This is a genomic window from Blautia sp. TM10-2 (assembly GCF_003480845.1).
In the GTDB taxonomy this organism is placed as follows: domain Bacteria; phylum Bacillota; class Clostridia; order Lachnospirales; family Lachnospiraceae; genus Fusicatenibacter; species Fusicatenibacter saccharivorans.
Window position 1 is genome coordinate 37,550 of record NZ_QUJZ01000004.1, and the last position, 19,983, is coordinate 57,532.

The following is a 19,983-nucleotide window of genomic DNA, read 5'->3' on the forward strand; positions in this document are numbered from 1 at the left end:
AAGAAGACGAAAAAAAGGTAAAAAAGCGTATCGTTTACAGAAAATCAATAGAATAAAAGCATCAATATAAAGAAATAAAAAAAGAAATCAATGAGCGAAAAAAAGACAGAAAAGTCGGATAATAAGAGAAAATGCACAAAATACAAATAAAATATGAGAAAACGGGTGAAAAAACTTTTGCATAATGACGAAAAATGCGCTACAATATAAGCGCTATATGTGAATTTATTATTGGGAGGTATTAGAATTATGGCAACATTTTATGCATCAAAAACAGGAGAAGTATCTGCTAGAGAAAAAGAACATTCCGCGCTGGTACGTGAACTGGCCGGTGAGTGCATGACACTTCTTGAAAACGACGGAACCCTGCCGCTTGCCGGTGCAGGAAAAGTCGCAGTTTATGGTAACGGCGTCCGCCACACGGTAAAAGGGGGTACCGGTTCCGGAGACGTTAACACAAGAACGGTTGTTACGATCGAACAGGGCTTAAAAGAGGCCGGCTTTGAAATTCTGACTGGTAAATGGCTCGATGAATATGACAAAGTGCTTGCAGATGCGCAGGCTGCATATCAGGCAGAGCTGGCAAAAAAAGCAGAGGAGCTTCACGTTCCGATTTTTGCTGTTATGTTCTCGGAAGTATTTGCACAGCCTGATGTGCCGGTAATTACCGAAAAAGAGGACACCGATACCGCTATCTATGTTCTGTCAAGAAACTCCGGTGAAGGTGCAGACCGCTATAACAGAGCATGCGATTATCTGCTCGGCGAAAACGAGCTCGCTGACATTGCCTATCTGGCAGAGCATTATGAGAAAACAGTTTTAATTTTGAATATTGCGAACCTTGTAGACACCACAGAGTTAAAGAAAATCAAAGGACTGAATGCAATTCTTCTTGCAGGACAGGCCGGAAATGCAACCGGAAACATCGTTGCAGACGTTGTTCTCGGAAAGAGCATCCCATCCGGAAAGCTGACTGATACATGGGCTGCTTCCTATGAAGACTATCCGTCCTCAAAAAATTTCAGCCACAACAACGGTGACACCAACGATGAGTATTACAGCGACGGCATTTATGTCGGCTACCGTTATTTTGACACCTTCAACGTAACCCCGAACTACTGCTTCGGCTATGGCAAAGGTTATACTGATTTTGAGACGGAAGTAAGGGACGTGGAGGCAGATGCCAAGAACGTTACCGTTACCGCATCCGTAAAGAATATTGGTGATACATTCGCCGGAAAAGAAGTCGTACAGGTTTACTATTCCGCACCGGATGGCACGATTGAGAAACCGTATCAGGAGCTTGGCGGCTTCGGAAAATCCGATCTGCTCTCGCCGGGTGAGTCCCAGACGATTACCATTTCCTTCCCGACAAAATCTATGGCTTCCTACGATGAGAAAAAAGCAGCATGGGTACTCGAGGCAGGAACGTATTACATCCGTGTCGGCAACAGCTCCAGAACAACGAAAGTAGCAGCAGCCCTGAATCTCAAAGAGACCGTTGTTACGGTTCAGGGAAAGAATCTTTTCCCGGCAGATGACGCTCCACAGGAACTCTCCAAAGCAGGCGTAACACCATACAGCTATGAAGGTGAGGCAGAAGAAAAAGCAGCTGCAAAACAGATTGAGATTTGTAGTAAATGCATCAAGACAGAGACCGTTATCTACAGTGGAACACCGGAAGCATTCCCGGTTTATGAGGGAGAAAAGCTGACTGCGGCAGATGTAAAGAGCGGAAAAGCGACGTTAAAAGATCTCGTATCGCAGCTGACCGTAGAAGAGATGGCTGCCGTTTGCAATGGTACGGCAGACGGCCTCGGACAGGAAGGCTTTATCGGATCTTCTTCCGATATGGCGCCTGGAGCAGCGGGAGATACAACTTCCATTCTTCTGGAGGACAGAGGTATTTACAATACGATTCTTGCAGACGGTCCGGCCGGTCTTCGTCTGATTCCGCACTTTGTCGTTGATGCAGACGGAAAGATGGTATCCTCCGGAAATCCTCTGGAAGATGCGTTTAACAAAAATGAAATCGAAGTTCCGGAAGGCGGCACGGAGTATTTCCAGTACTGCACCGCAATCCCGGTAGCAGCGCTTCTTGCGCAATCGTGGAACATGGATCTGATCCGGAAATGTGGTGATATCGTCGGAAAAGAGATGGAAGAATTCCACATTTCTGTATGGCTGGCACCTGGCATGAACATTCACAGAAATCCGCTTTGCGGAAGAAATTTCGAGTACTACTCGGAAGATCCGCTGGTGGCAGGTATGTGCGCCGCAGCCGATACCAGAGGAATCCAGTCCCATGCCGGAATCGGAACCAGTATCAAGCACTTTGCAGCCAACAACCAGGAAGACAACCGTATGTACGTCAATGAGCACATCAGCGAGCGCGCAATGCGTGAAATCTATCTGAAGGGCTTTGAAATCGCAGTCAAGACAGCACAGCCGATGACGATCATGTCTTCCTACAACCTGGTAAACGGTGTACATACTGCCAACAGCCACGACCTTCTGACCGCAGCAGCAAGAGATGAGTGGGGCTTCGCAGGTTATGTCATGACCGACTGGGGAACCTCAGAGGACATGAGCGGATTGTTCGCTTACAAATATAACCTGAAATACGGACATTCCACTTCAAGAGAGTGTGTTCTTGCAGGAAACGATCTGCAGATGCCTGGCCAGCAAGGAAACCGTCAGGAAATTGTAGCATCTGTTGCAGACGGAACTCTGCCGCTTGGACAGCTTCAGACCTGTGCGTACCGTATTCTGAATGTTGTTCTGCAGTCCCTCGCCTATGATGACTGCAAACCATATGGTGATCAGTTCGATCTCGAAGAGGCAGTTACCGTTACAAAAGCATAAAAAATCAAAAAAACATAGAAGCAGCCCCGCAGACCTTTACCATAAGGCTTTGCGGGGCTGCTTTTTGTACGGTCAAAGGAGCAAGGCTGTGACTGCAAGAGATAAGCGATTTCCGCAATCTGCAAGCCCAGCTTGGTGGCATAAAATGTAAAAAGCTCACGAAAGAACTGTAAAACTGGAGAAAAATACAGAATAAAATCGGTAAAAAAATAAAAAATAGTGAAAAATGCACAAAAAGATTGTCCATAGAGCAAATAGTGTGTTATAATGAATGCATCTATTAAAACAGGGGGATAGATTATGGCAAAAGAAATGATAGCAATGCTTCTTGCCGGAGGTCAGGGATCTCGCCTTTATGCGCTGACCGAGAAGCTTGCAAAACCGGCAGTTCCATTTGGCGGAAAATATAGAATCATCGATTTCCCACTTTCTAACTGCGTAAATTCCGGAATTGATACCGTAGGTATTCTGACACAGTATCAGCCAATGGTGTTAAATGAGTACATAGGAAACGGCCAGCCGTGGGATCTGGACCGCCTCCATGGAGGTGTTCACGTGCTGCCTCCTTATCAGAAAGCCTCAGGTTCTGACTGGTATAAAGGAACTGCAAATGCCATCTACCAGAACATTCCATTCATCGAGAGCTACGATCCGGAGTACGTCATCATCCTTTCCGGAGACCAGATCTGCAAACAGGACTACAGCGATTTCCTCCGCTTCCATAAGGAAAAGGGCGCAGAATTCAGCGTTGCGGTTATGGAAGTGCCGTGGGAGGAGGCATCCCGTTTCGGACTTATGGTAGCAGATGAAAATGACAAAATCACCGAGTTCCAGGAAAAACCAAAACAGCCGAAATCCAATCTGGCATCCATGGGTATCTACATTTTCAACTGGGATATCCTGAAAAAATATCTGATTGAGGACGAGGCAGACCCGAATTCTTCGAACGATTTCGGAAACAACATCATCCCGAATCTTTTAAAAGACGGACGCAATATGTACGCTTATCATTTCAGCGGATACTGGAAAGATGTAGGAACCATCTCCTCTTTGTGGGAGGCAAATATGGAAATCCTCGATCCGGAACACAGCGGAATCAACCTGTTTGACAATAACTGGAAGATTTACAGCCGAAACAGCGGAAAAACAGGCCATAAGATCACCGAAACCGCTGTTGTGGAAAACTGTATGATCACCGATGGCTGCCGTATTGCAGGTCATGTCAAACATTCGATTCTGTTCTCCGGTGTAAAGGTTGCAGAGGGCGCAGAAGTAGAAGATGCCGTTATCATGGGAGGAACCGTGATCGAATCCGGAGCAGTCGTGAAACACTGTATCGTTGCGGAAAACGTTGTGATTGGCCAGAATGCCGTGGTAGGAGAAATGCCGCATGACGGTGAAAAAGGTGTTGCCACCATCGGATCCGGAATCCATATCGGTGAGCGTGCCAAAGTAGGACCAAATGCAATGGTAAATGCAAATGTAAAGGATGGTGAAGAAGAATGGTAAACGCAAATGCAGATGCACTGGGCATCATTTTCCCAAACAGTTATGATGAGCAGGTACCGGATCTGGTAAACGAGCGTCTGATGGCCTCCATTCCTTTTGCCAGCCGTTACCGCATGGTGGACTTTATTTTATCCAGCATGGTAAACTGCGGAATCGGAAATGTATCCATTATCGTCCGCAAAAATTACCATTCGCTGATGGATCATCTCGGCTCCGGACGTGAGTGGGATCTCGCCAGAAAAAAAGGCGGCTTAAACATTGTTCCGCCTTATTCCGAGAAGAAAATTCAGGTGTATTCCGGAAGAGTGGAAGCACTGGCAAATGTTCTCGATTTCCTGAAATGGCAGAAAGAAAAATATGTTGTTATGGCGGACACCAACATTGCCTGCAATTTTGATTTCAAAGAGATGCTGAATCAGCATATCGAAAGCGGCGCAGATGTTACTGCAGCTTATACCAAGCAGCCGATTCCGGAAGGCGTCAGAAGCTCTTACGAGAAAACCAATTATCTGCACTACACCTTCTCCATGGCAGGACAGAAGATCAGCAAGATCTTTGTAAACTCGGAGGAAAACGGAGTACAGAATGTATCGATGAATATCTACGTGATGGAGCGTCAGCTTCTGATCGACGAAATCAAAAAAGGCTTTGTCCTTGGAAATAAATTCTTTGAGCGTGATGTCCTGGCACCCCAAACTGAGAAGCTGAACATTCAGGGATATGAGTTTACCGGCTATCAGGCAAGAATTGATGATATGAAGAGCTATTTCGATGAGAACATGAAGCTTTTAAAAGATGAAAATCTGGATAGCCTCTTCTTGGGAAACCCGATCTATACTAAAGTCCGCGATGACAATCCGACCCGTTATATCAACGGATCAAAAGCGAAAAACGTGATGGTAGCAGACGGCTGTGTGATCGAAGGCGAAATCGAAAACAGCATTTTGTTCCGTGGTGTCAAGGTAGCCAAGGGAGCAAAAGTAAAGAACTGCATCCTGATGCAGGATACCGTGATTGAAGCAGGCGCTGAGATTGAGTACGTTGTTTCTGATAAATACGTTACGGTATCTGAGGGAAAACAGCTCAAAGGAACCGATTCCTTCCCGGTATTTATTGCGAAGGATCAGGTGGTATAAAGAAAAGAATAGAATGAAATAGAAATACCGACTGCCAATGTAGAATATATCAATATTGATGGGCAGTCGGTATTTTTTGGAAAAATTCAGAGAAAAATAGTAGATTGAGTAATGCATCTGTGATATGGTAATAAAACAAAACAGTGACAGCCTAAGGAAGGGAAGATTCTTACCATAAAAATTCCCGGTTGTACAGCTTATGGTTACAGTACAGTCTGTTTTTAGGCTTTCAGCGTTGGCAGCTGATACTGTTTTTTCAGTTCTTTGTACTCTGACTCAAACTCTTCTTCTTTCTTCAGCGCATGCAGATATTCGTGTGTATCAAACGATCCGCTGTGGATCTGGCTGACGCAGACGGCAATGTTGGAGCAGTGGTCGGAAATCCGTTCGAAGTCGGTCATCACATCGGAAAGGATAAAACCAAGCTCGATCGTGCATTTTCCACTCTGGAGCCGTTCGATGTGGTGATTCTTCAGTCTGGAATTCAGGCTGTCAATCACCTGCTCGAGCGGTTCCACTTCATTTGCTTTTTTCACATCTTCATTATTGAAAACGGAGAAGGTCAGGCTGACAATATCTTTGACTGCTTTTCCATAAACAGCAAGCTCTGCGGCTCCGTCAGCGGAGAACTGCAGGTTCTTGTCATGCATTTCTCTTGCAGCTTTCATGATGTTGACGGTGTGATCGGAAATTCGTTCGAAATCGCCGATGCAGTGCAGGATCATGGAAAGTGTCTGGCTGTCCTTCGGGGAAAGCTTTTCACTGGAAAGCTTCACCAGATATGTGCCGAGGGCATCTTCAAAATGATCCACCTTTTTCTCAAGAATATCTACATTTTCCGCATCCGCCTCGTTGTAGGAGGCCATCAGGTCAACAGAAGTAACAAGACCGGTTTCGGTCAGTTCTGCCATTTTTGCGGCTGCAACTTTACACTGCTGCAGAGCAAAAGCCGGGCTGTCGAGGAAACGGGTATCGAGCATCTGAACAGCTTCGTCTGCTTTTTCTTCCGGTCCGTCCGGAATGGTCAGTTTCGCAAGTTTGACCAGTCCGTCTGCAAACGGGAACAGGATCAGTGTTGCGAAAATATTGAAGCCGGAGTGAACGATTGCGATGCCGGCTGCATTTGCCGAGGTTTCCAGGAATGGAAAATGTACAAAGGCATTGATTCCATAGAAGAGAACCAGGAAAAGAACAGTACCGATGATATTAAAATAAAGGTGAACCATTGCGGTACGGCGTGCATTGCGGCTTGTACCGATGGAGGAGAGCAATGCGGTGATACATGTACCGATATTCTGTCCCATGATGATCGGGATCGCTACGGCGTAGCTGACGGAACCGGTTGCGCAGAGTGCCTGAAGAATACCGACAGAAGCAGAGGAACTCTGGATCGCGGCGGTCAGAATGGTTCCGGCAAGAACACCGAGCACCGGAATTGAGAATTTTACGAGAAGTCCCGTGAATTCCGGTACATCTGCGAGCGGTGATACAGCGCTGCTCATGGTGTGCATACCAAACATCAGAATGGAAAAACCGGTTAACAGAGTACCGACATTTTTCTTTTTATCGCTCTTTGCCAGCATCAGCATAAAAACGCCGATGATTGCAAGAATGGGGGAAAAGGACGACGGGTTCAGCATTTTAATGAATACATTGTCGCCCTGAATGCCGGTAAGACTTAAGATCCAGGAAGTGATGGTGGTACCGATGTTGGCGCCCATGATGATGCCGACTGCCTGGTTCAGCTTCATGATGCCGGAGTTTACGAATCCGACAACCATAACAGTAGTTGCAGAAGAGGACTGGATAACTGCGGTAACACCGGCACCTAAAAGAACTGCCATAATCCGCTTTGAGGTCAGCTTTTCCAGCAGGTATTCCAGTTTACCGCCGGAAAGTTTGGTCAGGCCATCGCCCATGGCACTCATGCCGTATAAGAACATGGCAAGGCCACCGACAAAGGATAACACTCCAAAAATGTCCATAATTTCTCCCTTTACGTAATTTTCTTTTTCTTTTCGTGGTTTTAACAATAGATACACGTTTTGCAGGTCTTACTCGAGAAAAAACCTACATTTAGAAGATAACACATCTAAAAACAGTTTTGTGTTAAATGTATGTAAAGTTTGTAAAACGGTCAAAACAACTCAAAATCCGGTGCGGCACTGTTTTGTGCCGGTACCGGATCGTTTCTCGATTCCTTTGCATCTAAAAGAAGCTGCTACTAGAGCGTGTCTGCAGATGCGGGTAGTTTGGCTGAATATGATTTTCATAAGAAATCTTTTAACTTTTCCATGTTGTATTCTTCAAATTTTCGCAGCTTATCCATCAGATCCCGGATTTTGGGATCCGCGTCCTCATACTGGCGGTACTTCTGGATTGCCTCGACGATGCCCATGCTGCTTCCGGTAATCAGCATGCTGGCAATGTGTGAGACGGACGGATCCGTCATAGTCTGCAGGTTTATCATAAAATACGTGCGTGCTTTTTCCATTATGCCAAGGCCTTTTTCATCGTAGCCGTGTTCATTCAGCAGCTCCTTTGCCGCTTGATGAAATTCCTCATAGCCCTGAAACTGGGTTTTCAGATGTTCTTTTAAGTCTTTGTCCTCAACGACTCCAATGAGCTGCCGGATCGTGTCGACACCCATCTGGGAGTTCTGGTAAATAAAGTTTAAAAGCTCTGCATCTCCACTCATCGTGCATCTTCCTTTCTTACTTTCTTTGGTGGTTTCATGAAAAAGTATTGCCGGAAATCGGGGCAAATATACCTGATTTGAATTGTAATTTTACCTGGAATCCATATTTCGGCAGCGACAGGAAAGGAGGCTGGCATTTGCTGACCACAAAAGATATGGTGCATTACGGGCCGGAGTCGGCGATTGGGATTCTGGGAGAAACGGGATCTGTCATCTGGGCAGATGGTCTCTTTTGAGAGAGTTATTCATTTGGGAACTTTTGCTTGCAGTTTTGCCGGAGTGTGGTAAAGTAGTAGAGGAGTTATATGAATTTCAGCGGGAGACAGAAAATCGGATCTGTCGTTCCGCGTTCAGAAAGAGGATAGAACATTATGCTGAAAAAAATTGGAAGAAATGATCCCTGCTGGTGCGGCAGCGGGAAGAAGTACAAAGACTGCCATCTGGCGCTGGATGAGAAAATCAATTCTTATAAATTAAAGGGATGGAAAATTCCGCCGAAGAAAATTATCAAAAGACCTGATCAGATCGATGGAATTCGTGAAAGCGGTCTTGTCAATATTGCAGTTCTGGATTATGTGGCCGAAAACATTCATGCAGGCATGAGTACGGAAGACATCGACCGTCTGGTCGCAGAAAAGACAAAAGAACTCGGCGGAATTGCAGCACCGCTGAATTATGAAGGATTTCCGAAGAGTGTGTGTACTTCCATCAACGATGCGGTATGCCATGGAATTCCGAATGAGGAGGAAATTCTGCAGGACGGAGACATCATCAACGTCGATGTTTCTACTATTTATAAGGGATATTTTTCCGACTCTTCCCGTATGTTTTGCATCGGTGAGGTAGACGATGTTTCAAAGAAGCTGGTGGAAGATACGTTAAAAGCCGTACAGCTTGGACTCTCCGAAGTACGTCCGTTTAACCGGCTTGGCAATGTCGGCGCGGTGATCAATGAATTTGCCCAGAGTCAGGGCTATAAAGTTGTCCGTGACATCGGTGGCCATGGCGTCGGTCTGGAGTTCCACGAGGATCCGTTCGTCAGCTATGTCACAAGACGAGATACCGGAATGCTGCTCGTACCGGGCATGGTATTCACCATTGAGCCTATGATCAATCTCGGAACCGATGAAATCTTCATCGACTCCGACAACGACTGGACTGTCTACACTGAGGACGGCGCACCGTCAGCCCAGTGGGAGGTTACGGTTGCGGTAACAGAAGATGGATATGAAATTCTGGCATATTAATTGACGCATAGAAATATGAAAGCTGTGTCTGTGGAAGAACTATTTTCCGGAGACACGGCTTTTTTCTAAAGAGAAAAGGGAGAAATACGATGCAGGATTTGGAATAGGAGATGAGCCGGTGCCGGGTCTGTCCGCGGAAGTGCGGAGCGGACCGGGAGCATGGAAAGACGGGATATTGTAAGGCGCCCTCCGGGGTTGCGGCGGCGCGGGCGGCGCTGCATTTCTGGGAGGAGCCGTGTATTTCCGGGACGACGGGGTCAGGGACGGTTTTCTTTTCCGGGTGTAATCTGCGGTGTGTTTACTGTCAGAACCATCATATTGCGGAGATGGAGAGCGGAAAAGTGATTTCGATCGGGCGGCTTTCGGATATTTTTCTGGAGCTGCAGGCACAGAATGCGAATAACATCAATCTCGTGACGCCGAGCCACTACGTGCTGCAGATCCGGGAAGCACTTCTTCTGGCGAAAGAGAAGGGACTTACCGTACCGATTGTCTATAACTGCGGTGGGTATGAGAGCGTGGAAGCCCTGCAGGCCCTTGATGGGCTGATCGATATTTACCTGACGGATTTTAAATATATGGTTCCCTCGCTTGCAAAAGCGTACTCGCGGGCAGAAGATTACCCGGAAACAGCAAAACGGGCGCTGGCGGAAATGGTGCGTCAGACGGGCAGGGCTGTATTCGATGAGAATGGTCTGATGAAAAAAGGTGTGATTGTGCGCCATTTATTGCTGCCCGGTGCTGTAAAAAATGCAAAAGCTGTGGTAAAATACGTCTATGAGACGTACGGCGATACCGTCTGGCTGAGCCTCATGAGCCAGTACACGCCGCTTCCGCAGGTGGAAAACATAAGTCCGCTGAACCGGAAAACGACAAAGCGGGAGTATGAGCGTCTGCTGGACTATACGTTTTCCCTCGGCGTCACCAACGCCTTTTTACAGGAAGGCCCGGTGGCTGAGGAGAGTTTCATTCCGGAGTTTGATGGAAGAGGAATCTGACGTTATAGTTCACTCGTGCAAAAAGGAGCTACGCAGCAGCAAAAAGCGCTGGAAGCGCGGTTTTGTGAATGCAAGCAAAACACATTTGTCTATGATTAGATATGACTAACTATATTGTTTTAAGGAGGAAAAACTTTTGAGCAACGCAGTTGTAACACTGAAAAAAGGAGAGGGCCGCGCCTTAAAGCAGGGCGGAGCCTGGATTTTTGATAATGAGATCGCTTCGATTTTAGGAGCATATGAAAACGGAGATATCGTACTGGTGCGTGACTTCGACGGATACCCGATGGGACGAGGTTTCATCAACGAGCATTCCAAAATCCGCATCCGTATGATGACAAGAAATATCGACCAGGAAATCGATGAAGCATTTTTGAGAAAAAGAGTGCAGGATGCCTGGGAATACCGCAAAAAAGTGACAGACACATCAAGCTGCCGCCTGATCTTTGGCGAGGCGGACTTCCTGCCGGGACTCGTAGTGGATAAATTCTCCGATGTGCTGGTCGTTCAGTCGCTGGCACTTGGTATCGACAAAATGAAAATGACGATCATCCGCCTGTTGGAGGAGGTTCTGGCAGCTGACGGGGTTAAGATCCGCGGCGTGTTTGAGCGAAGCGATGCAAAAGTGCGTGAGCAGGAGGGCATGGAGCGTGTGAAAGGATTTCTCTCCGAGCCGTTTGACACCAGCGTGGAAATCATCGAGAATGGTGTCCACTATCTCGTCGATGTCAAGGACGGCCAGAAAACTGGTTTCTTCCTGGATCAGAAATACAACCGTCTGGCTGTGCAGAAGCTCTGCAAGGACGCGAGAGTGCTCGACTGCTTTACCCATACCGGGTCGTTTGCACTGAATGCGGCATATGCAGGAGCAAAGGAAGTTATCGGCGTTGATGCATCAGAGCTCGGTGTAGAGCAGGCACGGAAAAACGCAGCCTTAAATGGTCTGGAAAACGTAGCATCTTTCGTGTGCGAGGATGTCTTTGAACTGTTGCCGCGTCTTGAAAAAGAGGGAGAAAAATTCGACGTCGTTATCCTTGACCCGCCGGCCTTCACAAAATCAAGAAACTCTATCAAAAACGCAATCAAGGGATATCGTGAAATCAATCTGCGCGGCATGAAACTGGTCAAAGACGGCGGCTATCTGTGCACCTGTTCGTGTTCCCACTTTATGGACTACGAACTCTTCACGAAAACCATCAACCAGGCGGCTCACAACGTCCACAAACGCCTTCGTCAGGTAGAATACCGCACTCAGGCCCCGGATCACCCAATTCTGTGGGCGGCGGATGAGTCCTATTACCTGAAGTTTTATAGCTTCCAGGTTGTGGATGAAAAATAGAAATTCTTCCTCTGCCGGAAGCGCCGAAACGGAAAAGCAAAGTGTAAGAAATGGGAGGAATTGCCATATGATAGAACCAACACCCCATGCACAAAAGAAAAAGCACTCCCGCCAGATGGCCACAAGCTGTGAGTCGTGCGGTAATTTTGTGTATGATGAGGATTATGAGTGCTACACCTGCGAGGTGGATCTCGATGAGGATGAGATGGCACGTTTTCTGCAGGATAAATTTTACAACTGTCCGTACTACCAGCTCGGCGACGAGTATCGGATTGTGCGGAAACAGATGTAGGCAGGCAATGCGTCCGGTATACAAAGCTGCGGCGTTTGCGATAAAATACATATATAAAAGAACAGGAGGATTTTTACCATGAACAACGAAGTATTAAATGCAATCAAAACAAGAAGAAGCATCCGCAAATACAAAGCGGAGCAGATTACCGATGAGCAGCTCGATGCAATTCTGGAGGCCGGAACGTATGCGGCAACCGGCATGGGAAAACAGTCGCCGGTGATTGTTGTGGTACAGAAACCGGAGCTGATTGCAAAGCTTTCGAGAATGAATGCGGCTGTTATGGGTACAACATCCGATCCGTTCTACGGCGCACCGACCGTTCTGATCGTGCTTGCTGACCCGGAGCGCGGAACTTATGTGGAGGACGGCTCTCTTGTCATGGGAAATCTGATGCTGGCAGCACATGCCGTTGGTGTGGATTCCTGCTGGATCCATCGTGCAAAAGAAGAGTTCGCGAGCCCGGAGGGAAAAGCCCTCTTAAAAGAGTGGGGACTTTCCGAAAATTATGTTGGAATCGGCCACTGCATCCTCGGCTATCGCGACTGTGAGTACCCAGAGGCAAAAGAAAGAAAATCAGATTATATTGTAAGAGTATAATCATCTGCGAAAACGGCTCCGGGAGCGGCTGTGCGTTGAAAACACCCGCCCGGAGTCCATATTTTTAACCGAATCAAGCAAGTAGCGAAGCGGATTGCGAATATCCGCTTTGCTAGAGACAACAGAGGAACAGCCATGTATCGAATTATGATTGTAGAAGATGATGAAGTCATCGCCCGCGCCGTGCAGCAGAGCCTGGTTTCCTGGGGCATGGATGCGTTCTGCGTACAGGATTTTTCCGGCGTTCTCGCCGAATTTGCCGTGAAAAATCCGCAATTAGTGCTGATGGACATTCATCTTCCCTTTTTTAACGGATTTCACTGGTGCAAGGAGATTCGAAAAGTCTCGAAAGTGCCGGTAATTTTTCTTTCTTCTGCATCGGACAACATGAACATCATTATGGCCGTTAATATGGGTGGCGATGACTTTATCGCGAAGCCGTTTGATTTAAGTGTCCTGACCGCCAAAGTCCAGGCGATGCTCCGCCGTACCTACGAATTTGCCGGAGAAACGAATTTCCTCGAGCACCGTGGTGCCATGCTCGATACGGGAAGTGGTGTGCTGAATTACCGGGGAAAGCGGATTGAGCTGACAAAAAATGAGTGGCGCATTCTGCAGTCCCTTCTCGAAAATAAAGGAAAAGCCGTCAGCCGCGATATGCTGATGATGCATCTGTGGGAGTCGGACAGCTTTATAGATGACAACACGCTGACCGTCAACGTCACGCGCCTGCGGAAAAAACTGGAGGAGGCAGGACTTACAGACTTTATCCAGACGAAAAAGGGTGTTGGCTACCTGATCGCATGACGGAAGCAGAACAGGAGAAAAAGGATGGAACAACAGAAGGAGGGAATCCGGCAGGAGTTTATGCTTCTTAACTGGTATTTGAAAGAGCATCTTGCATCGGCCGTGCGGATTGCCGCTTTTATAGGAGTATTTTCACTCCTCTGTTTTCTGCGCAATGTGCCGCAGGATGTCACCGTTTATATGATCGTGCTGATGGCTGCTGTCGGAGCCGCAGGTTTTTGCTTTCATTATGGGAAGTACCGGAAACATCATCTGGTCTTAGCACTCCTTGCCGCCGAACCGCAGGGCAAAACAGAAGCGCTTCCGGAGGCGGACGGGCTTCTGGCGCGGGATTACCAGCAGATCATCGCATCCTACGAGCGGCAGTTTCAGGAAGAACAGATTAAGATGGAGCAGAAATACCGCGATATGATGGAGTATTACACGATGTGGACCCATCAGATCAAAACGCCGATTGCGGCAATGCGGCTGCTTCTGCAGGAGGAGGATACGCCGCTTTCGCGTGAAATGCAGAGCGAACTTTTCCAGACGGAGCAGTATGTGCAGATGGCGCTGCAGTACCTGCGCATGGAAAAAATGACATCGGATCTTGTCTTTGCAAGGTGCGATTTGGATGCGCTGATCCGCCAGGCTGTGCGGAAATATGCTCCGCTTTTTATCCGCCGGAAAATTATCCTTTCCTACGAGCCGGTGCACTGCGAGGTGCTGACAGATGAAAAATGGCTCGTTTTTGTGCTGGAGCAGATTCTGTCAAATGCGCTGAAATACACGAAAAGTGGCAGCATTCACATCTATCTGTTACCGGATGCACCAAAAACGCTGGTGATTGAGGACACCGGCATCGGCATTGCGCCGGAGGATCTGCCGCGGATTTTCGAAAAAGGCTACACGGGCTGCAACGGCCGCGCAGACAAGCGGTCAACGGGCATCGGACTGTATCTGTGCCGCCAGATCATGGAGAAACTTTCGCATACCATCCGCATCGAGTCGGAGATGGGAGCGGGAACAAAGGTGTATCTTGGGCTGGATACCGTATCCCTGTAGTACATAGAGAGCTTCGCCGGGAATCTTACAGAAATGTAAGGTTGCCGGTCTTTTTGTAAGATGATCCTAAGGCAGAAGAGAGCGCGGACGGGTATAATAAGCCTTGTCAATTAAAAAAACAGTTCAGACAGAAAGGAAAATGTGACATGGCAATTCTGGAAGTAGAACATCTGAAAAAAACATATACCACGCGCCTTGGCAGCAACCGGGTGGAAGCGTTGAAAGACGTTAATTTTACAGTGGAACGGGGCGAATTTGTTGCAATCATGGGCGAATCGGGAAGCGGAAAAACGACGCTTCTGAACCTGCTCGCGGCACTCGACAAGCCAACCGGCGGACAGGTGCGGTTAAATGGAAAAAATCTCGGCGAATTAAAAGAGAAGGAGATTGCCGGATTCCGCCGCGAAAACTTAGGTTTCGTGTTCCAGGACTTCAACCTGCTCGATACCTTTTCCCTGCGTGACAACATTTATCTGCCGCTCGTGCTGGAAGGAAAAAAATACGAGGAGATGAGTCTTCGGGCAGAGCCGATTGCGAAAAAACTCGGCATCACCCAGATCCTCAATAAATACCCATATGAGGTGTCCGGCGGACAGAAGCAGCGTGCAGCCGTTGCGCGTGCGCTGATTACCAATCCGGAGCTGGTTCTTGCGGATGAGCCTTCCGGCGCGCTCGATTCCCATGCAGCGGATGGCCTCATGAAACTGTTCGGGGAGATCAACGAGGAGGGCCAGACGATTGTTATGGTAACGCACAGTGTGAAGGCGGCCTGCTCGGCGAAGCGTGTGCTGTTCATCAAGGATGGCGAGGTCTTCCACCAGCTGTATCGCGGTTCTTTAGGGCGCGATGAAATGTATCAGAAGATCTCCGATACGCTGACAATTCTTGCGACGGGTGGTGAACGGGATGAATAATCTGCTGTATGCCAGACTGGCAAAAACAAATTTGAGCAAAAACCGTCAGAATATTCTTCCGTATCTGCTGTCATGCATCGGCACGGTGGTGATGTTTTTTATCATGGATACACTGGCGCAGGGAAGTGGCTTTGAACCCATGATCGGAAAAGATACGATCCTGACAGTGATGGGGATGGGAACCTATATCATTGGCCTGTTCGCGGTGATTTTTCTGATCTACAGCAACAGTTTTCTGGCAAAAAGAAGAAAAAAAGAGTTCGGTCTGTTCCAGATTCTCGGCATGGAGAAAAAGCATCTGGCGAAGATCCTCTTTTTTGAGAGTCTGTATCTGTGGGCGGCATCGCTTGGAATCGGTATTCTGCTCGGTGTGTTGCTGTACCGCCTGCTGTTTCTGGTGCTGATGAAGCTGACCGGACTGAACGGAACAATTGGTTTTGCGTTCAGTGCAAAAGCCGTGGGAAGTACGATGCTGCTGTTCGGCCTGACTTTTGTGATCAATTTTCTCTTAAGCCTTCGCCAGATCCACGTCTCACAGCCGGTCGAACTGCTGCACGGCGGCGCGCAGGGTGAGCGGGAACCGAAAACGAAGCTTTTGACGGCGGTTCTTGGATTCATGCTGCTTGGTGTTGGTTATTATCTGGCTCTGACCTGCCAGTCCTCGATGGACGCACTTGATAAGTTTTTTAATGCAATCGCTTTGGTTATGGTGGGAACGTACTGCCTGTTTTCTGCTGGAAGTATTGCATTTTTGAAAATTCTGAAGAAAAATAAGAATTACTATTACCAGACACGCCATTTTACAAGCATTTCAGGTATGCTGTACCGCATGAAGCAAAATGCGGTCGGTCTTGCGAATATCTGTATTCTGTCAACGGGTGTGCTTCTGGTTATCTCCATCAGCACATGTCTGTGGACGGGAATTGAGGAGGTTACCTATACGCGGTTTCCACATCAGATTTCGATCGAAGCAAATACTGGCGTGAGCGGCATTATGAAGACGGTGGAACCGGTCAGTCAGAAGATGATAGAGGAAGTGAAAACTGGGATTGATCAGCATCTGGAAGAAAAGCAGCTCAGAAAAAAGTATGAAAGTGATCAGAGATACTATGTTATGCTTGCTGCTGTAGATAGAAACAAAGTAGAAAAAACACAGTCAGATGATGCTGCGGCGAGCACACTGATAAAAATCATGGAAGAGTCGGAGTACAATCAGATAACCGGCGAACAGGTAGAGCTGGAACCAGGGCAGGCTCTGGTTTTTCAGGAAAAACAGAAAAATTATGGATATGACACGATTGAACTGGGAAATCAGACGTATGAAGTAAAAAAATGGAATACCGATAAGAAATCGTACATTCTGGATGAGAAGACGCAGGTGTATGAGACAATGACGGTGGTGACGCGGAACAAGGAAGCAAAGGAAGCGTATGCAGCTGTGCAGGGAGAGGAGCCAGAAGGATACAGTTGGGAATATGCTCTGGATCTTATCGGGGATGCCGGCGAACAGATCACAGTTGGAGATGAGATTGAGACGATACTGACGGAGTCATCTTTTAACGGATGGGTGGAAGTGCGCGAAAAAGAGCGCAATACGGTTTACAGTCTGTATGGTTCACTTCTGTTTTTAGGTGTTTTCGTTGGTGCGCTGTTTTTGATGGGTGCCGTTATGATTATCTATTACAAGCAGGTTTCAGAAGGCTTCGATGACCGAAAAAGGTTCCAGCTTATGCAGAAGGTCGGCATGAGCCGCAAAGAAATCCGTCAGACGATTCAGTCACAGGTGGTAACGGTCTTTTTCATGCCGCTCGCGGTGGCCGTGGTGCATACAATGATAGCGTTTCCATTGACCAGGCGTATCATGGCAATGCTGAATTTCCCGGACAGCAATCTGTTTCTGGCTGCAACAGCAATTACGATTGCGGCGTTTGCCGTGGTTTACCTGATCGTCTATGTGCTGACGGCGCGGGCGTATTACAAAATTGTGGAATAAGAAGATGTACTTTTTTTAATACATCGAAGCGTCTTTGAAAAAAACTTAACAAAAAAATAATAAGAAAAAGACATCCGGCGCAGACGGAAAATCTGCGGGGGATGTCTTTTTTGTTTGTTCTATTTATAAATGCCGTTGACGGTAACTTTGAAAAGAGCTTCCTTTCCGTTGAGTTCGTCTTTTCCATAGTCTTCCGGGAAAGTGACGGTTACATCTACGCTGTCGCCCGGGTGATGGCCGATGAGCTGTTCTTCAAAGTCATCGATGTAAGTGTGGGAGCCGATCACAAGATCAGCGCCGTTTCCTTTTGTGTTTCCTCCCTGGAATTCCACGCCGTCAATGGAGCCGACATAGTCGATATTGACGGTATCACCGTCCTCGATGGTAAGGGAAGTGTCGGTCTGCAAAGAGGCAGAAGCCGAAGTGGAGGCTGATGAGGCGGATGCGGCCGATGAGGCTGTGGAGGTATCCTCCGAGGCACTTTTGACAGAGAGTCGTTTGGAATCGAGTACGCTGGCGATAATAAGGCCGACGATCACAACGATAATCAGAGCCGGTCCGGCCCAGTTCCAGATCTTTTTGTAATGCGCTACTTTCGCTTCGTGCTCCCGCTCTTTGGCACGCCGTTCCTTGGCAGCTTTTCTGTTTTCTTTGTTCATAAAAAGGATCTCCTTTGCGCTTTTACGACTGCAATCGTATTTTATAATATCAAGTATATCATAAAAATATGGTAAAAGTGTGAAAAAAATAACACGATCCAACATTGTCAATGCTCAAAAATGACGATATAATGAGTGCAAGTGAGTCAAATGAAAATTTATTTTCATTTGACGAACGACGAATGTCGCTTACGCGGCAGCGTAAGATTGAGTGCAAGTGAGTCAAACGAAAATTTATTTTCAGTTGGCGAACGACGAATGTCGCTTACGCGGCAGCGTAAGATTGAGTGCAAGTGAGAAAACGCGGCGAGTAAGGGAGTGAATAAAATGGATGACTGGAGTAGTTTCAGAACGACGACATCCGAACAGCAGCGCCTCCGGGCTGCACTTTCCGGCTTTTGTGAATCGCAGGATCTTCCGGAAGAACAGCGAGCCGCATATACCGCATACCTGCGGAAACGCATCCGTTCCGCTGTCGAAATGCTGATTCGTGAGGATGATTTTTCAAAGCTGGAACGTATTCTGCAGACCGGATGGCTGTCCGATGCAGACCGAAAACGTTTTCTCGACCTTGCTGCCGACCAGCAGAAATGGCAGGCCTTCCGCATTCTCCTGAACCGGAGCTCACAGGATCCGATGCAGGAGAATACGGAAAGCAGAAAAACAGAAGCTGCGATTCAAAAAGAAAAGCCCACAAAAGAAAAAGAAGCGCTGGCGCTCCGGCTTTTCGAAGAAGCCCGCAAAAACCTCTGCTGGCTGTACCCGGAACTTGGTGAAGCGATTCTTTTCTTTCAGCATCAGCCATCCGACAGGACAAAAGCCATCACATCCGACGGTCATACGATATATTTTAACTCCGATTTTGTACTCCGCATGTGTGCCGAAAATTCATCGTTCCTCAAGGAAGGCTATCAGCACCTGCTGCTGGAATGCATCCGCCGGTTTGGGAAAGAAATACCGGAGCCGGAAAAAAAAGAACAGCCCCCGGTTTCATGGCTGATGCCGGAAAAAGAAAAACAGTCTCCGGTTTCATGGCTGGTGCCGGGAAAAGAGCCGGAACTTATCGAGTCTTTTCAATCAGTCTGGAAACGTGCTTCCCGCAAGTTGGCGGAAAACTACGGCACCGGCGGCCTGCGGCGAGGCCAGAACCGTGGTGGAAAAAAAGAAACCCTGTCCGGGATCGAAAAAAGAGCGTACGATTACCGCCGCTTCCTGAAACGCTTTACCGTCACCCGCGAGGAGATGGAACTGGATCTCGACAGCTTCGATCCAGTCGCTTACCATTATGGGCTTATGTATTACGGAAATTTCCCTTTCATCGAGCCGCCGGAGACGCGCGAGGGAAACCGTCTCGAAGAGCTGGTTATCGCGATCGACACATCCGGTTCGTGCAAAAAAGAAATTGTAGCAAAGTTCCTTGGTGAGACGCGCAGCATTCTTGAAGAAAAAGAAAACTTCTTTTCCAGCTGGAACGTCTGCCTGATCCAGTGCGACAGCTTTGTGCAGGATGTCACGATGATTCATTCCCCGAAAGAATGGGAAGCATACCGCGAAGCAGTCACGATCAAGGGCCGAGGCGGAACCGATTTCCGTCCTGTCTTTCAGAAAGTGGAAGAGTTGCGGGAACAGCACGTATTCCGAAACTTAAAAGCGTTGATCTATTTTACCGACGGAGACGGAATTTATCCCGAACAAAAGCCCGATTACGAGACGGCATTCGTCTTTGTCAGACAGACCGAAAAAATGAATCTTGTCCCCAAATGGGCAAAAAAACTGCTGACAGAAGAATGTACTCTTTGAACAAAACTGACAAAAAAGCATCTCGCAAAATCAAACACAGAAAGATTTCGAGAGTACATAAAGAGCGCATAAGATAAGAGAG

Annotated in this window: 16 protein-coding genes; 13 read left to right on the plus strand and 3 right to left on the minus strand. The window is 47.6% G+C overall.

All coding sequences use genetic code 11. The features are described 5' to 3' along the window. Positions 1–249: 249 nt before the first annotated feature. The 3 genes from DXD92_RS04850 (at position 250) to glgD (ending at position 5,510) form a co-directional block, all read left to right on the plus strand. Positions 250–2,865: a glycoside hydrolase family 3 protein gene (locus DXD92_RS04850; RefSeq protein WP_118640208.1), complete on the plus strand. Its 2,616-nt coding sequence runs from the start codon at positions 250–252 to the stop codon at positions 2,863–2,865. A 300-nt stretch (positions 2,866–3,165) separates the two neighbouring features. Continuing rightward, the gene (locus DXD92_RS04855; RefSeq protein WP_117509275.1) at positions 3,166–4,374 is read left to right on the plus strand and encodes a glucose-1-phosphate adenylyltransferase; all 1,209 of its coding nucleotides are present in this window, start codon (positions 3,166–3,168) and stop codon (positions 4,372–4,374) included. Continuing rightward, positions 4,368–5,510 carry a glucose-1-phosphate adenylyltransferase subunit GlgD gene (glgD, locus tag DXD92_RS04860; RefSeq protein ID WP_055227642.1) on the plus strand — a complete coding sequence of 381 codons (1,143 nt, stop codon included), beginning with the start codon at positions 4,368–4,370 and terminating at the stop codon, positions 5,508–5,510. Before DXD92_RS04855 ends, glgD begins: the two co-directional genes overlap by 7 nt. A 221-nt stretch (positions 5,511–5,731) precedes the next feature. Here glgD and DXD92_RS04865 read toward each other — a convergent pair whose 3' ends face one another. Together DXD92_RS04865 and DXD92_RS04870 are read right to left on the minus strand one after the other, a co-directional pair. Then, positions 5,732–7,495: a Na/Pi cotransporter family protein gene (locus DXD92_RS04865; protein WP_118640209.1), complete on the minus strand. Its 1,764-nt coding sequence runs from the start codon at positions 7,493–7,495 to the stop codon at positions 5,732–5,734. 284 nt (positions 7,496–7,779) lie between these two features. Further along, positions 7,780–8,208, minus strand: coding sequence for a hypothetical protein (locus DXD92_RS04870; protein ID WP_022461386.1), 429 nt, complete (start codon positions 8,206–8,208; stop codon positions 7,780–7,782). A gap of 371 nt (positions 8,209–8,579) precedes the next feature. Here DXD92_RS04870 and DXD92_RS04875 point away from each other — a divergent pair, with 371 nt between their 5' ends. The 9 genes from DXD92_RS04875 (at position 8,580) to DXD92_RS04915 (ending at position 17,442) form a co-directional block, all read left to right on the plus strand. Beyond that, a complete protein-coding gene (locus DXD92_RS04875) occupies positions 8,580–9,455 on the plus strand; it encodes a methionyl aminopeptidase (RefSeq protein WP_022461385.1) in 876 nt (291 codons plus the stop codon). A 110-nt stretch (positions 9,456–9,565) separates the two neighbouring features. Next, positions 9,566–10,453, plus strand: a complete 888-nt coding sequence (locus DXD92_RS04880) for a radical SAM protein (RefSeq protein WP_118600587.1) — start codon at positions 9,566–9,568, stop codon at positions 10,451–10,453. A 136-nt stretch (positions 10,454–10,589) separates the two neighbouring features. Then, positions 10,590–11,792 (plus strand): class I SAM-dependent rRNA methyltransferase, encoded by a 1,203-nt coding sequence (locus DXD92_RS04885; protein WP_118640210.1) that lies wholly within the window; start codon positions 10,590–10,592, stop codon positions 11,790–11,792. 115 nt (positions 11,793–11,907) lie between these two features. After that, positions 11,908–12,084 carry a DUF6472 family protein gene (locus DXD92_RS04890; protein ID WP_226906373.1) on the plus strand — a complete coding sequence of 59 codons (177 nt, stop codon included), beginning with the start codon at positions 11,908–11,910 and terminating at the stop codon, positions 12,082–12,084. A 78-nt stretch (positions 12,085–12,162) separates the two neighbouring features. Beyond that, on the plus strand, positions 12,163–12,684 hold the full coding sequence (locus DXD92_RS04895) for a nitroreductase family protein (RefSeq protein WP_117804356.1): 522 nt from the start codon (positions 12,163–12,165) through the stop codon (positions 12,682–12,684). Positions 12,685–12,819: 135 nt separating this feature from the next. Further along, entirely contained in the window at positions 12,820–13,491 is a 672-nt protein-coding gene (locus DXD92_RS04900) for a response regulator transcription factor (protein ID WP_118640211.1), read from the plus strand. Positions 13,492–13,515: 24 nt separating this feature from the next. Continuing rightward, entirely contained in the window at positions 13,516–14,535 is a 1,020-nt protein-coding gene (locus DXD92_RS04905; protein ID WP_243104842.1) for a sensor histidine kinase, read from the plus strand. 146 nt (positions 14,536–14,681) lie between these two features. After that, complete coding sequence (locus tag DXD92_RS04910) at positions 14,682–15,449, plus strand: ABC transporter ATP-binding protein (protein ID WP_055219485.1); 768 nt, start codon at positions 14,682–14,684, stop codon at positions 15,447–15,449. Further along, positions 15,442–17,442, plus strand: coding sequence for an ABC transporter permease (locus DXD92_RS04915; RefSeq protein ID WP_118640212.1), 2,001 nt, complete (start codon positions 15,442–15,444; stop codon positions 17,440–17,442). The genes DXD92_RS04910 and DXD92_RS04915 overlap by 8 nt, the downstream gene beginning before the upstream one ends. A gap of 119 nt (positions 17,443–17,561) precedes the next feature. On the opposite strand, the gene DXD92_RS19285 is transcribed toward DXD92_RS04915, so the two are convergent. Then, complete coding sequence (locus tag DXD92_RS19285; RefSeq protein ID WP_330427570.1) at positions 17,562–18,101, minus strand: FKBP-type peptidyl-prolyl cis-trans isomerase; 540 nt, start codon at positions 18,099–18,101, stop codon at positions 17,562–17,564. A 327-nt stretch (positions 18,102–18,428) separates the two neighbouring features. On the opposite strand from DXD92_RS19285, the gene DXD92_RS04925 reads away from it, so the two are divergent. Further along, complete coding sequence (locus DXD92_RS04925) at positions 18,429–19,901, plus strand: vWA domain-containing protein (protein WP_118640214.1); 1,473 nt, start codon at positions 18,429–18,431, stop codon at positions 19,899–19,901. The last annotated feature ends 82 nt before the right edge of the window (positions 19,902–19,983 follow it).

Excerpts from the sequence above, each read along its gene's own strand:
- DXD92_RS04850 (WP_118640208.1), top strand. The coding sequence starts at position 250 with ATGGCAACATTTTATGCATCAAAAACAGGAGAAGTATCTGCTAGAGAA.
- DXD92_RS04855 (WP_117509275.1), top strand. The coding sequence starts at position 3,166 with ATGGCAAAAGAAATGATAGCAATGCTTCTTGCCGGAGGTCAGGGATCT.
- glgD (WP_055227642.1), top strand. The coding sequence starts at position 4,368 with ATGGTAAACGCAAATGCAGATGCACTGGGCATCATTTTCCCAAACAGT.
- DXD92_RS04865 (WP_118640209.1), bottom strand. The coding sequence starts at position 7,495 with ATGGACATTTTTGGAGTGTTATCCTTTGTCGGTGGCCTTGCCATGTTC.
- DXD92_RS04870 (WP_022461386.1), bottom strand. The coding sequence starts at position 8,208 with ATGAGTGGAGATGCAGAGCTTTTAAACTTTATTTACCAGAACTCCCAG.
- DXD92_RS04875 (WP_022461385.1), top strand. The coding sequence starts at position 8,580 with ATGCTGAAAAAAATTGGAAGAAATGATCCCTGCTGGTGCGGCAGCGGG.
- DXD92_RS04880 (WP_118600587.1), top strand. The coding sequence starts at position 9,566 with ATGAGCCGGTGCCGGGTCTGTCCGCGGAAGTGCGGAGCGGACCGGGAG.
- DXD92_RS04890 (WP_226906373.1), top strand. The coding sequence starts at position 11,908 with ATGGCCACAAGCTGTGAGTCGTGCGGTAATTTTGTGTATGATGAGGAT.
- DXD92_RS04895 (WP_117804356.1), top strand. The coding sequence starts at position 12,163 with ATGAACAACGAAGTATTAAATGCAATCAAAACAAGAAGAAGCATCCGC.
- DXD92_RS04900 (WP_118640211.1), top strand. The coding sequence starts at position 12,820 with ATGTATCGAATTATGATTGTAGAAGATGATGAAGTCATCGCCCGCGCC.
- DXD92_RS04905 (WP_243104842.1), top strand. The coding sequence starts at position 13,516 with ATGGAACAACAGAAGGAGGGAATCCGGCAGGAGTTTATGCTTCTTAAC.
- DXD92_RS04910 (WP_055219485.1), top strand. The coding sequence starts at position 14,682 with ATGGCAATTCTGGAAGTAGAACATCTGAAAAAAACATATACCACGCGC.
- DXD92_RS04915 (WP_118640212.1), top strand. The coding sequence starts at position 15,442 with ATGAATAATCTGCTGTATGCCAGACTGGCAAAAACAAATTTGAGCAAA.
- DXD92_RS19285 (WP_330427570.1), bottom strand. The coding sequence starts at position 18,101 with ATGAACAAAGAAAACAGAAAAGCTGCCAAGGAACGGCGTGCCAAAGAG.
- DXD92_RS04925 (WP_118640214.1), top strand. The coding sequence starts at position 18,429 with ATGGATGACTGGAGTAGTTTCAGAACGACGACATCCGAACAGCAGCGC.